Consider the following 13,233-nt stretch of genomic DNA (forward strand, 5'->3'; position numbering starts at 1 on the left):
CCGGAGCCTTCGCTCCGGACTGCCCCTTCGTCATCTTCGTCCGCCTTCGGCTCCCTTCAGATTCCCTCGGGCGCATCGAGGTTGCCCGCCCCACACACGCCCTGCGCCCCGAGCTACATATCGGCGGTTTGAAGCGCTGCTGCGGTGGCCTAATGCGGCCAGACTGGCGGGGCCCGTCAGTTGGGGCCGCGCGGGCGGCCCCGCCTGACTTACGCGGTGGTTGGGCGTCGTCACGATGACGCTGCGCGCTGACCAAGACAACGCTCTTGCCAATGGTGGTGGCGAGCAAACGCCGCGACTCGTCTTTCTCTCTTCTCCACAAGCGCGCAGCGTCCCTGCCACACTTTCCACCGCCGCAATGCCAAACGTGGCCGCCCGCGCGGCCGCGGCTTGGCGGCCCTGTAGATTCCATGCCCTGACCACAGGTCTAGCAGTGCGACAAACCAAGACGCACGTAGCCCCTGGCGGTGGTGGCTTGCTGAGTGGGCAACCTCGATGCGCCCGAGGGAATCTGAAGGAGGGACCGAAGGTCCGGACGAAGATGACGAAGGGGACGTCCGGAGCGAAGGCTCCGGACCGCAATCGTGGGCGCCCACTCAGCAAGCCACCACCGCCAGGGGCGACCTACGAAGAGATAACGCCACGATTCACGATAACCAGCGACAAGCCATCACCGAGTAGGCCGCAACTTCAACGCCACCCAGATGCCCGCCAAGCACGCCACACCGAAGATCCAACCTGACAACGCACCCGCCATCACCCCCGACAGCAACGTCCCGACCGTGCAACCCAATGCTGTCATCCCGCCCCACCCCATCAAGACGCCACCCGTGAAGTTACGCGCCACCTCTCGCCAACCAGGCAACTTCGGCCGAAATGCGCCTGCCGCCAACGCGGATGCCCATGCACCGATGATCAGCGCCAATACGAATGCGCCGTTGTTCGATAGCAGGGCTTGTTTGACTGCCGTGGCGCAACCGGCGAAGGTATCCAGGCCTTCGAGCCGGGAAGGCAGCCAACCAGCGGCGGATGCTGTGGTGCGAGCCACACTGCCAAGTTCCGCTGTCACGCCCAACGGGGCGATGCGCAGGTAGGCGATCACGCCGATGAAGGCCACCAGCAGGCCGCCGATGGCGGGCGACCAGCGGTCTTCCAGCACGGTGCGCCAGAGTGGCACGGTGCCGCTTTGGGGCAAGGCCACATTGCCGGATTGGGCGTCCACCGACAGCGACACGGAGTCGTTAGACGTCGGTGGAATCCGTGCCGTCGTCACCTGCCCTGCGCGGCCCAGCCTGCTCAGCGCCAACGCCAACAGTGCCAGCGCCGCGCACTGCAACAGCGCCGTGCCGCCGTATCCCAGATGGCGGGGCAGCCAGATGACCGGCGCTTCCTGGATCATCGCCAGGTACAGCGTGTTCCAGGTCGCGAAACCCAGCATGAAGCCCACGGCTGCGCCCAGCAGCGCGAATGGTGATGCCAGTGCGCCCTCGCCCAGGCGATAGAAATGGGCGCTGATGCACGAGCCCGAGATTCGCATGCCGATGCCAAATGTGAAGGCGCCGGCGACCAGCGCCAGGTTGATCGGACCGATGTGAGCGCCGGGCGGCAGACGCTCGGGGCCTGGCACCGGCAGGAACGCGCCGAATACGGCGTGGTAGCCCAGCGTGCCGACCGCCAGCGCGATCAGTACCGCGTAGGCGCCGCGTGGGTCGCGGCGTTCGATGGCGTCGCGGGCGATGCAGTAAAAGCAGAAGCGCGAGCGTTGCAGGACGATGCCGAACGCTGCGCCCAGCAGAAGCGACAAGGACAGGTTGCGGCCGCCATCGGGCAGCGGTGCGAGGTGCCAGGCGGCAAGAAACACCGCCGCCAACAGCGTGGCGGCGGCCGTGTAGCGCAGGGCCGCATGGGCCGACGGCACGGCATCATGCTGCGCCGCCGTCTCCGGCGGCGCGGAGTATCCCGGAACGCTCACCTTACGTCTTGCCCCATACCGTGCCGGACGGATTGCTGATCGGCGAGCCGACGCTGTTGCCGTATTCCGTCCACGAGCCGTCGTAGTTGCGTACGTCGTAACCCAGCAGCTTGCGCAGCGCGAACCAGGAATGGCTGGAGCGTTCGCCGATGCGGCAGTAGGTGATGATGGGCTTCGTGCCATCCACCCCCACGGCCTGGTAGATGGCGCGCAGCTCGTCGGCGGACTTGAAGGTGCCGTCTTCGGCGACCAGCTTGCTCCAGGTCACGTTGACCGCGCCGGGCACGTGGCCGGCGCGTACCGCCAGTTCGGGCACGCCGTTGGGCGCGAAGATCTTGCCGTTGTATTCGTCGGCCGAGCGGATGTCCACCAACACGCCCTGCTTGTCCTTGCGGGCCACGGCCAGCACGTCCTGCAGGTGGGCGCGCAGCGCGGGGTTGGCGTCCTTGATGCGGACGTTGCCGGCGGCGTGGGTCTTGGCGCTGGTCGAGCGCGGGCGGCCTTCGGCTTCCCACTTCTTGCGGCCGCCGTCCAGGATCTTCACGTTGTCGATACCGTAGATGTCGAAGATCCAGGCGCCCCAGGCGGCGAACCAGTTGTTGTTGTCGCCGTACAGCACGGTGGTGGTGTCGGTGTTGATGCCGGTGCGTTCCAGCAGCCCCTGGAATTGCTTGGGCGGCGCGATGTCGCGGTTGACGGTGTCGACCAGGTCGGTGTGCCAGTTCACGTTGCTGGCGCCGGGGATGTGGCCGCGTTCGAACAGGCCGGGGTTGACGCTGACTTCGACCACGCGCACCTTGGGGTCGTTCAGGTTCTTTTCCAGCCACTCGGTGGTGACCAGGAACTTGGCGTGCTGCGCCGTGGCGGGAAACGCCAGCAGGCTGGCCAGCGCGGCGAAGGCGCCCGCCAGCAGTTTGGATAGGGACATCATGTTCTCCGGAAGCAGGCGCGAACAGGCCTGGGAATCCGGAGAATATGTGTTCAGCTTACAGTCAGGAACAACTTTGTAGGCATAACCTGATTACTGGGATGCGATCAGCCGGATGTCTGCGCTGCCGTCGCGTTCCAGTTGCGCCACCAGGCCCAGTTCCCAGTCCAGGTAGTCGCGAAAGCCCTGATCGCGGGCCGACAGGTCGTCGAACAGGTACGGGCTGATGCTTTGGTCGTCGTCGCCAGTCAGCACGCCGTCGGCGCCCTTGCCCAGCGCCAGGCCCTGGGCCTGCCAGGCGCGGGTGCCGCCCAGCAGGTAACGCACCGGCCGGCCGGTGCGCCAGGCCAGGTCGGCCGCGACCACGCTGGCCAGCACGCCGTCGGGCGACGTCAGCACGATGGCGCGCTGCGTGTCGGTCGGCAGGAATTCGTGCAGGCGGTCGGGTGCGGCGTAGCGGGCGCCGGGCACGTGGCCGCGTTCGTAGGCCAGGCGCGATTCGACGTCGAAGACGTCCACCTCGCCCGCATCGAGCGCGGCTTGCAGCGCCTGGGCGCGCAGGGCCGGCGCGTCGGGCCGGTGGCGCAGCACGCGGCGCGGTTCCGCGCCGCGTTCCAAGGCAGCCAGGGCCGGCGGCTGATACAGATAGACTTCGACTGCGCCCAGTTGCGCCAGCCAGGCGCCGGTGGTCTGCGCCCGCACGCCGTCCCAGTCCACCAGCACCACGCGCGCACGGCGCGTGGCCAGGTATTCGTCGGTGGCCTGCACCAGCTGGCCGCCGGGCGCCCAGCGCCAGCCCGGCAAGTGGCCCGTTTCATATTCTTCGCGCGTGCGCACGTCGAACTTGTACAGCGTGCGCGACGCCTGCTCGGCCTCGAAGGCTTGCAGCGTGGCCGCGTCGATGTAGCCGATGCCGGCGCGCTGCGCCACGTCGCGGGCCTGCTCGCGGGCGGCGGCGATGCTGTCGGCCGACGGTTCCGGCAACGCCGCCTGGCGGCCATAGGCCAGTTCGCGGCCGGACAGCAGCCATTCCATGGTGCCGTTGCGCAGCGAGGCCACGCGGTTGGGAATGCCGGCGTCGATCAGCGTCTGGGCGCCGACGATGCTGCGCGTGCGGCCGGCACAGTTCACCACCACGAAGGTCTTGGGGTCCGGCGCCAGTTCGCGGATGCGATACACCAGCTCGGCGCCCGGCAGGCTGTGCGAGAACGGCAGCGTGAAGTTGTGGAATTCCTCGGGCGTGCGGCTGTCGACCACCACGATGTCGTCGCCGCGGGCCACGCGCTCGTGCAGTTCATCGACGTCGATCCACGGGGTGTGCTTCTCGTGTTCGATGATTTCGCCGAACGCCTTGCTGGGCACGTTGGTGCCCGAGAACAGTTCGCGCCCTTCTTGTTCCCAGGCGTCGGTGCCGCCGGCCAGCACCGAGATGTCGGTCCAGCCCAGCCGCGTCAGCTTGGCGGCGGCCTGGTGCGCCAGGGTTTCGTCGTCGTCGACCAGCACGATGCGGGTGTCGCGGCGCGGCACCAGGCGGTCGGCCAGCACTTCCAGGCGCCACAGCGGCGCGGGCACGGCGTACAGCAGGTGGCGGCGGGCGTAGCGGCCGGCCTCGCGCACGTCCAGCACCGCGATTTCGGCCTCGCCGCGCAGCTCGGCCTGCAGGCCCGCCGCCGACAGGCGTGCGTGGTAGATGGCGGCCGGCGGCGAAAACGTGCGGTACGCGCCGCCCGTGGTGCTCTCGAACACCACGCGGCCGTGCAGGCGGTCCAGCGCCAGGCCGTAGAAATGCAGGTGTGCGCCGGGCGCGTCGTCGACCAGTTCGATGGTGTGCACGTCGTTCGGGCCCAGCACGATGGAATTGCCGGGGCCCACGTCTACGCGGCGCACGTGGGTCAGCACGTCACGGCCCCGCTCGGTGCCGGCGCTGCGGGCATAGACCTCGTTGCGTTCGTTGCCGGATACGCCGGCAATGATGGCCCAGGTGGTGTGGTCGTGCGGCGGCTGGGCCTTGCCCGCTTCGCCCAGCGACAGGTACAGCGCATAGCCGCCGTCCACGTCTTCGGCCAGCCGGTAGATCGACGTGGGGCGGCCCGGCACCACGGCAAAGGCGTCGGCGGGAAACAGTTCGCGGCGGCGGCCCAGGGCTTCGAGCAACGTGGCCACGCGGGCCAATTGGTCGAGGGTGGCCTGGCGCGGGTCCGGCGCCACGGCCTTGACCTGGGCGATGAAGTCGCGCACGGCCTGGGCGCGCGCGCTGTCTTGGGAAGTCGAGGTGGCGGCAGCGGCCGCGTGCAAAGAAGTGCTCATGGGATGGCCCGGAATTCCTAGGTTGAAGAACCGGACCAGCCTACGTCCGCGCCCCGGCGCGGACAACGTAGAAATGCGTCTATGGATATGCGGCCGATGCACGGCCTTGCCGTTCAGTCCTCGCCCTTGAGCGCCTGGTCCACCACCGCGCGCGTCAGCGTCGGCACGAACATCTCGATGAAATGGAACGCGTAGCCGCGCAGCCAGGCGCCGCGGCGGATCGCCAGCCGGGTCAGGTTGATCTCGAACAGGTGGCGCGCGTCGATGGCGCACAGGCGCGTATCGCGCTCGGCGTCCCAGGCCACGGCGGCCACGATGCCCACGCCCAGTTCCAATTCGACGTAGGTCTTGATCACGTCCGCGTCCATCGCGGTCATGACGATGTCCGGGGTGATGCCGGCGCGCGCAAAGGCTTCGTCGATGTGCGCCCGCCCCGTGTAGCCGCGCCCATAGGTGATGATGGGGTAACGCGACAGCTGCGACAGGCTGATGCCGCCCTCGTGCGCGCTGAGCGGATGGCCCTTGGGCACGATGATGCTGTGGCTCCAGCGGTAGCACGGCAGGTTCAGCAGGCCCGGATAATCGGCCACCGCCTCGGTCGCCACGCCGATGTCGGCCTCGCCTTCCAGCAGCATTTCCGAGACCTGCTTGGGCGAGCCCTGGTGCAGGTGCAGCACCACCTCCGGGTAGCGCTGGCGAAATTCCTTGATGACCGGCGGCAAGGCATAACGGGCTTGCGAATGCGTGGCGGCAATCGACAGCACGCCCGTGCGGCTGTCGGCGTATTCGGCGCCTGCGTGGCGGATGTTGTCGGCGCACTGCAGGATCTGCTCGACCAGCGGCAGGATCAGTTCGCCGGGCGGGGTCAGGCCGATCAGGCGCTTGCCCGAACGCACGAAGATGTCCACGCCCACTTCTTCTTCCAGTTCGCGGATCTGGCGGCTGACGCCGGGCTGCGAGGTATGCAGGCTTTCCGACACGTCGGTCAGATTGAAATCACGGCGCACCGTTTCGCGCACGGAACGCAATTGCTGGAAGTTCATGGATTCGCTGGGGCCTGAAGGTACCGGATTGAACCGGAAAACGCCTTGCCCGGCCCTAGCCGAGAAAGGCCAGTTGGTTGCCGGAGGGGTCTTTGACGTACATGACGCGCTGGCCGGCGTCAGGCAGCGAACAGACGGGGTGATAGCCCGCGTCGCGCAGGCGCAGCAGGATGTCGTCGTAGGCGCGGGTCTTGATGGCCAGGTAGTCGGGCTTGACCTCGCGGCTGACCTCGGCCACCGGCGACAGCGACAGGGTCGCATCGCCCAGGGCGAACAGCAGCTGGCCGCCCGGGGCGGGCACTTCGTCCAGCCCGATGGCGCCGCGGTAGAACTCGCGTACCGCGTCCAGCCGCCGCGCCACAAAGGAAAGCTGTACCGAACCGATGGATGAAATAGTAGACATGCCCTGCCGCCAACCGTGGAACAAGGCAAATTCTAGTACCCGGGGGTACAACCGGACAAAGAGGTTGTAATTGCTTCTACATAATCAGAAACCCTTAAGACACGGAGTCATTTGCATATGCGTCAGGCGCTGCGGCGCAGGCTCTCGCGCACCACGCCAAAGGCCCGGTCCAGGTCGCCCACCAGGTCCAGCGGATGCTCCAGGCCGATGTGCAGGCGCACCACTTCGCCCGACCCTTCCCAGAAGCTATGCTCGGCCAGGCGCTCGGGCGCGGCTTGCAGTGCCAGGCTTTCGTAGCCGCCCCACGAGGCGCCGATCGAGAAGTAGCGCAGCGCATCGATGAAGCGCGCCGCCGCGCCCGGCTGCCCTGCCGGGAATGCAAACGACACCAGGCCGCTGGCGCCGCTGAAATCGCGCTGCCACAACGCGTGGCCGGGGTCGCCCGGCAGCGCCGGGTAGAACACCCGCGCCACGTCGGCATGGCGCGACAGGTATTCGGCCACGCTCAGCGCGTTCTGGTGATGGCGCGCCAGGCGCACGTCCAGCGTGCGGATGCCGCGTAGCGTCAGGTAGGCATCGTCCGCGCCCACGGCCAGGCCCAGCGCGTCGTAGGTGGCGCCGATGCGCTGCGCGAGTTCAGCGCTGTCGACCGTCACCACGCCCATCATCACGTCCGAATGGCCGGCCAGATACTTGGTGGCCGCCTGGATGGAGATGTGCGCGCCCAGCGCCAGCGGCTGGTAGTACAGGCCGCCGCTCCAGGTGTTGTCGGTGGCCACCAGCACGCCATGGCGACGCGCGGTGGCGGCCAGGGCCGGCAGGTCCAGCACCTCGTACAGCAGCGAACTGGGCGATTCCAGGTACAGGAGGCGCGTGGTGGGACGAATCAGCGCGTCAAGATCGTCGCGGCCCGGCGAGAAATACTGCACCTCGATGCCATAGCGCTGCAGCAGCGCCTTGTCGACCCGCCGCAGCGGGGAATAGACGCTGTCCGACACCAGTGCGTGTTCGCCCGGCGCCAGCGTCGCCAGCAGCACCAGCACGATGGCCGACAGGCCCGACGGCGCCAGGATGCTGCGATAGCCGCCTTCCAGCGACGCCACCGCGGCCTCCAGGGCCTGGTGCGTATCCAGGCCATGGCGGCCATAGGTGGCGACACGCTCGCCGGCCGCGCGCTGGCTGTTCAGCGCCGCATGCGTGGCGGTGTCGGCAAAACGCACGGTGCTGGTGCGCACCACCGGCACGTTCACCGGCCCCGCGCCGCCGTTCAGGTCGGGGCTGCCGGCGTGCACCAGGCGGGTCTGCACGTGGGCTTGGTCCAGGCCGCTCATGCGCGCTGCTCCTGGCCGGGCTTCATCTGGGTAGCGTTGTAGTTCACGATCTCGCCGGTGGCCAGGTCGATGCCGATGCGGCCCGACAGGGTTTCCAGCGGCTGGCCATACAGGTGAAAGTGCAGCGTCGGCTCGTCGCCGGTCACGTGGATGCTGTGGATGTCGTCCGGCAGGAACGACACCGGCTGGCCCGGCTGCACCACCACTTCACGCACCTGTTCCAGCGTGGCGCGGCCGGCCTGCGAGCCATCGTCGCTGCGGCGATAGACGCGGTTCAGCTCCTGTCCCGACAGCGCCACGATGGCCGCCCAGGTCGTATGGTTATGCGGCAAGGTGGTCTTGCCGGGGTTGATCGAATTCAGGTAAAGCGCCGGTTCGCCCGCGCCGTCGTCCGGGTTCAAGCGATAGCGGGTGGACGCGCCCACGCCCTGCCCCGGCGCGGGCGGCGGAAAGTCGGTCGCGGGAAACAGCGCCCGCTGCTCGGCCAGCTGTTCCAGGCGTTCGGTCACGCGGGCCAGCAGGTCACGGGTCAGCGGCGCGGCGGCCAGCAGGCCGCGGATGTCGACCAGGGCATCCTGTACCTGGCGGCGGCGTTCTTGGGAAACGGAAGTCTCGGTGGTCATGGCGGTTCTCCGGAAGGTCGGAAAAAAGGTCACACTGCAAGACGCAGCGGATCAAAGGTCAGGTAGGCGTCGATCGGGTCTGGCTGCCCGCGCCGTGCGGGCGGCTCGGCCGACGTGCGCTGCAGGAACGCGCGGGTGCGTTCGCTGTCGGGATGGCTGAAGATGCGGGCCGGCGGGCCGTATTCCACGATGCGGCCGGCCTCGGTGAAGTACACGGTGTCGCTGACTTCCTGCGCAAAGCGCATTTCGTGCGTCACCAGCACGCAGGTCAGGCCGTCGTTGACCAGGTCGCGGATCACGGTCAGCACCTCGCCGACCATTTCCGGGTCCAGCGCCGAGGTCACCTCGTCGAACAGGATCAGCTCGGGGCGCAGCGCCAGCGCCCGGGCGATCGCCACGCGCTGCTGCTGGCCGCCCGACAGTTCGCCGGGATAGGCGTTTTCCTTGTGGTCCATGCGCACCTTGGCCAGCAGTTCGCGCGCCAGCGCCTGCGCCTGGGCGCGCGGCTGGCCATTGACCTTGATGGGCGAGATCACCAGGTTTTCCAGCACGCTCAGATGCGGGAACAGGTTGTATTGCTGGAACACGAAGCCGACCCGCTTGCGCAGCGCGATCAGTTCACCTTCGGATTTCAGGGCGTCCACCCGGACGCCGCCCACCTCGATTTCACCGCGTTGCGGGCGCAGCAGGCCGGTGATGCAGCGCAGGATGGTGGACTTGCCCGAGCCCGACGGGCCGATGATGGAAACGGCGTTGCCCGCCCGCACCTCGACGTCGATGCCCTTCAGCACCTCGGTCTGGCCAAAGGCCAGGTGCACGTCCCGCAGGCGGACCAGCGGGGTGTCGGCGGCGGCGCGCGCGCCGGTGTCAGTGGTGCGCATAGCGTCGCTCCAGATAGCGCGTCCAGCGCGAGATGGGATAGCAATAGGCGAAAAACAGCGCCAATAGCGTGAAATAGACCAGCACGGTGAAGTCGCTGCGCGCCACGGTGTTGCTGGCCACCGTGGCCGTGTCGACCAGGTCGTGCACCCCCACCAGCGAGGCCAGCGAGGTGCTCATGGTGATGCTGGCGTACAGGTTCATCCACGACGGCAGCATGCGCCGCACGCACTGGGGCAGCACGATCATGCGCAGCACCTGGGTGCGGCGAAACGCCAGCGACTGCGCCGCTTCCCATTGCGCCTCGGGAATCGACTGGATCGCGCCGCGAAAGATCTCGGCCACATTGGCGCTGGCCGGCAGGCCCAGCCCGATCACCACCTTGATCCAATCGGGAAACGGCAGGTTCCAGCGTCCCAGGTTCAGCTCGAACGGAAACACGTAGGTCGTGAAATACACCAGCACCAGGATCGGCGCGTTGCGAAACGCCAGCACATAGACCCGCGTCAGGCGCCGCAGCAGCACCGACGGCGACAAGGACAGCGCGCCGATCACCAGGCCCAGCGCGGTACCCAGCGCCATCGCCAGCACGCTGATCTGCACGTTCATGCCCAGCCCGCGCAGCAGCGCCGGCGACCATTGCCACAAAAAGCGCACCGCCGCGGGCGTGGTGTCCGTCAGCGCCCATCCGGCGCCCAGCGCAACCAGCGCCAGGAGCAGCACGAACCACGGATCGCGCAGCAGCGCGCCCGGCCCGAAACCGCCCGCGCGGCGGGACGCCTGCGCATTCAATGCCAGATCATTGGCCATAGCCGGGCATCCTCAAACGGGTTTCCAGCCAGCGTCCGCCCACGCTCACCAGCCAGGTCAAGAGGCCGAAATACAGCAGGATCAAGAGCAGCAGTTCCAGCACGTTGTCGCGGTGCGACCAGATCATGATCGACTCGTACGTCACATCGCCCACCGCGATGGCCGATGCAATCGCGGTCATCTTCACCAGGTCGACCAGGTTGTTGACCAGCGCCGGCAAGGCAAAGCGCAGCGCCAGCGGCAGCTGCACCTGCGCCAGGATCTGACGCCGCGAGAACGCCAGCGACCGCGCGGCCTCCAGCGTCACGGACGGCACGGCCTCGATCCCCGCGCGCAGGGCCTCGGCGTGGAATACGCCCTTGTGCAGCGCCACCACGATCACCACCCACATGAACGGCGTGATCGGACTGCCGCCGCCCAGCTTCTGCGTGATCAGCATGTTCAGCACCAGGAAGGCGCAGTACAGCTGCACCAGCGTGGGCGTGTTGCGGGTCAGTTCCACAAACGCCTGCAAGGGCCGCGCGAGCCAGCCCCGGCCACTGGTCAGCCCGGCGGCGATCAGCACGCCGAACGCGAGGCTGACGGGAATGGTCCAGAGGCACAGCTGCACCGTCACCAGCAGGCCATGGCCGAACGCGGCCAGTTCGCCGGGGTCCAGCACGAAGCTGTAGTTCAGGCCCAGGGGCTTGAAGAAATGCACCCAGGCCTGCAGCACCTGTTCGATCATGCAGCGGCCTCCAGCGCCTTGGCCGGCCGCAGCGCCGCGACCGCGCGGCCGATGCGCACCACCGCTTCCTGCAGCTTGGCATCCGACGCCGCGAACGACAGCCGCAGATACGGCGACAGGCCATAGGCCGCGCCGCGCACCACCGCCACGCCTTCGGCGTCGAGCAGCCAGTCGACTACATCGCCGTCATCGGCGATGACGTGGCCATCCGGCCGCGCCAGGCCGATCAGCCCGGCCACGCCGATCCACGCAAAGAACGAGCCTTGTGGCGCGGCCACGCGCAGCCCCGGCACGGCGCCCAGGCCGTCCACCACCACGCGGGCGCGGCGCGCATAGGCTTGCCGCGCGGTCTCGACGAAATCGTCCGCCACGCCCTGCAAGGCGGCCAGCGCCGCGGCCTGGCCCAGCGAACTGGGGCCGGACGACACCTGCGACTGCACCGCTTCCAGCACGCCGATCAGCGCCGCCGGGCCCACGCCCCAGCCAATGCGCCAGCCGGTCATGGCGTAGGCCTTGGACACGCCGTTGACCGCCAGCGTGCGGCCGGCCAGGTCGGGCGCCGCGCGCAACAGATGCGTCGGCGGCTCGCCAAACCAGATTTCCTCGTACATCTCGTCCCACAGCACCAGCACCGACGGATGTTCGCGCAGCACGGCGGCCAGCGCCGCCAGCTCGTCGCGGCTATAGACGGCGCCCGACGGATTGCCGGGCGAATTCAGGATCAGCCACTTGGTGCGCGGCGTCAGCGCCTGGCGCAGGCCGTCGGGGGTGAGCTTGAAGCCATCGGCCTGGGCGGTGGGCGCCAGCACCGGCGTGCCGCCGTTGACCCGCACCGAATCCAGGAAGGTCGGCCAGTACGGCGTCGGCACGACCACTTCGTCGCCTTCGTCCAGCGTGGCAGCCAGGGCCAGGTAGATCACCTGCTTGCCGCCATTGGAAATGATGACGTTGCCGGCCTGCACGTCCACGCCGTGGCGCTGGCGGTAGTCGTCGGCCACCGCGCGGCGCAGCGCCGCGGTGCCGGCGGTGGGCGTGTATTTGGTCTGGCCCTGGGCCAGCGCCGCCGCGGCGGCGTCCTTGATGGCCTGGGGCGTATCGAAATCAGGCTCGCCCGACGTCAGCACGACAATCGAGCGGCCCTCGGCCGCCAGCCGCGCGGCGCGTGCGCCGGCAGCCGCGATAGGCGACAGCTCCACGCCGCGGGCACGGCGCGAGAACACGCCGGGAAACAGGGGTTCAGTCATGACAGGACCTTTGCGGGATTCATCAGGTTCAGGGGGTCTAGCACGCACGCAGCGCGGCCAGCAATGGGGCGTGCGCCGTCATGGCTTGGCCTGCGCCTCGGGCGGCGCGCTGTCGAACTTGCCGGCCTGGGCGTCGGCCTGGGCCTGTTTCAGGTAGTCGGCGGGCACGCCGAATTTCTCGGCCTCTCGCACCAGCAAGCCCGACTTATGCCAATCGCGGATCACGCCGTCGACGAAGGCGCGCGTGTCCGCTTCGTTGCGGCGCGTCCAGATCACCGTCGGCGACGGAATCAGCTGGTCGGACGTGGCCAACTCGAAGCCGTCCCATTCCTTGCCATTGGGGCCGTGCAGCGTCTCGTATAGCGCCGGCTGGATGTGCACCGACGCATCGCAGCTGCCGCCCTTGAGGGCCAGGAGCGATTCCGGAATGTTGCGCAGGCCCTTCACCACCGCGCCGTAGGTATCCTGCAGCGGCTTGGCGAAATTGCTGCCTTGCGACACGCAGGCCACCTTGCCCTTCAGGTCTTCCCAGCGCTTGATGCCGCTGCGCTTGGACACCATCGCCGCGCCGCCCACCAGGTTGTAGGGCGTGGGCGCATAGCTCAGGATCTCGCTGCGTTCCTGGGTCCACTGGATGTTGGCGATCAGCAGGTCCACCTTGCCCGCTTGCAGGAACTGCACCCGGGTTGCCGCGGTCACGGGCACCGTTTCCAGCGCCACGCCCAGGCGCTGGGCGATGTCGCGGCCCAGTTCGGTCTGAAAGCCCCCGACTTTTCCGGTGGCCGGGTCCAGTACGCCGAACGGCGGGCTGGCGCCGTCCACGCCCACCACCAGTTTGCCGCGCTGCTTGACGCGATCCAGCGTCGCGTCGGCATGCGCCGCCGTCGTCGCCAGGGCCGCCAGCGCCAAGGCGGCGGCCCACTTCATTGCTTGCTTGGTCATCGTCTTATCCAACACGTGCTTGCC

The 13,233-nt window shown here is 68.3% G+C and carries 12 protein-coding genes; all 12 read right to left on the reverse strand.

The window, feature by feature from the left end; translation table 11 throughout:
* Positions 1 to 670 precede the first annotated feature (670 nt).
* Positions 671 to 1,918: a YeeE/YedE family protein gene (locus tag U858_RS0117690; protein WP_025138482.1), complete on the reverse strand. Its 1,248-nt coding sequence runs from the start codon at positions 1,916 to 1,918 to the stop codon at positions 671 to 673.
* A gap of 55 nt (positions 1,919 to 1,973) precedes the next feature.
* On the reverse strand, positions 1,974 to 2,903 hold the full coding sequence (locus U858_RS0117695; RefSeq protein WP_198529736.1) for a sulfurtransferase: 930 nt from the start codon (positions 2,901 to 2,903) through the stop codon (positions 1,974 to 1,976).
* A gap of 90 nt (positions 2,904 to 2,993) precedes the next feature.
* Entirely contained in the window at positions 2,994 to 5,207 is a 2,214-nt protein-coding gene (locus tag U858_RS0117700; protein WP_025138484.1) for a rhodanese-like domain-containing protein, read from the reverse strand.
* A gap of 113 nt (positions 5,208 to 5,320) precedes the next feature.
* Positions 5,321 to 6,250, reverse strand: a complete 930-nt coding sequence (locus U858_RS0117705) for a CysB family HTH-type transcriptional regulator (protein ID WP_025138485.1) — start codon at positions 6,248 to 6,250, stop codon at positions 5,321 to 5,323.
* A 55-nt stretch (positions 6,251 to 6,305) separates the two neighbouring features.
* Complete coding sequence (locus U858_RS0117710) at positions 6,306 to 6,653, reverse strand: VOC family protein (RefSeq protein WP_025138486.1); 348 nt, start codon at positions 6,651 to 6,653, stop codon at positions 6,306 to 6,308.
* Between the two features lie 122 nt (positions 6,654 to 6,775).
* Complete coding sequence (metC, locus tag U858_RS0117715) at positions 6,776 to 7,984, reverse strand: cystathionine beta-lyase (protein WP_029954012.1); 1,209 nt, start codon at positions 7,982 to 7,984, stop codon at positions 6,776 to 6,778.
* Positions 7,981 to 8,607, reverse strand: coding sequence for a cysteine dioxygenase family protein (locus U858_RS0117720; RefSeq protein WP_025138488.1), 627 nt, complete (start codon positions 8,605 to 8,607; stop codon positions 7,981 to 7,983). Before U858_RS0117720 ends, metC begins: the two co-directional genes overlap by 4 nt.
* A gap of 29 nt (positions 8,608 to 8,636) precedes the next feature.
* Positions 8,637 to 9,488, reverse strand: a complete 852-nt coding sequence (locus U858_RS0117725) for an amino acid ABC transporter ATP-binding protein (RefSeq protein WP_025138489.1) — start codon at positions 9,486 to 9,488, stop codon at positions 8,637 to 8,639.
* Entirely contained in the window at positions 9,475 to 10,296 is an 822-nt protein-coding gene (locus tag U858_RS0117730; RefSeq protein WP_025138490.1) for an amino acid ABC transporter permease, read from the reverse strand. The genes U858_RS0117725 and U858_RS0117730 overlap by 14 nt, the downstream gene beginning before the upstream one ends.
* The gene (locus U858_RS0117735; RefSeq protein WP_025138491.1) at positions 10,286 to 11,023 is read right to left on the reverse strand and encodes an amino acid ABC transporter permease; all 738 of its coding nucleotides are present in this window, start codon (positions 11,021 to 11,023) and stop codon (positions 10,286 to 10,288) included. The genes U858_RS0117730 and U858_RS0117735 overlap by 11 nt, the downstream gene beginning before the upstream one ends.
* Positions 11,020 to 12,267: an aminotransferase class I/II-fold pyridoxal phosphate-dependent enzyme gene (locus U858_RS0117740; RefSeq protein ID WP_025138492.1), complete on the reverse strand. Its 1,248-nt coding sequence runs from the start codon at positions 12,265 to 12,267 to the stop codon at positions 11,020 to 11,022. Before U858_RS0117740 ends, U858_RS0117735 begins: the two co-directional genes overlap by 4 nt.
* A gap of 78 nt (positions 12,268 to 12,345) precedes the next feature.
* Positions 12,346 to 13,209, reverse strand: coding sequence for a transporter substrate-binding domain-containing protein (locus U858_RS0117745; RefSeq protein WP_025138493.1), 864 nt, complete (start codon positions 13,207 to 13,209; stop codon positions 12,346 to 12,348).
* Positions 13,210 to 13,233: the final 24 nt, after the last annotated feature.

Source organism: Achromobacter sp. DH1f (genome assembly GCF_000633435.1).
GTDB classification, from domain to species: domain Bacteria; phylum Pseudomonadota; class Gammaproteobacteria; order Burkholderiales; family Burkholderiaceae_B; genus Achromobacter; species Achromobacter deleyi.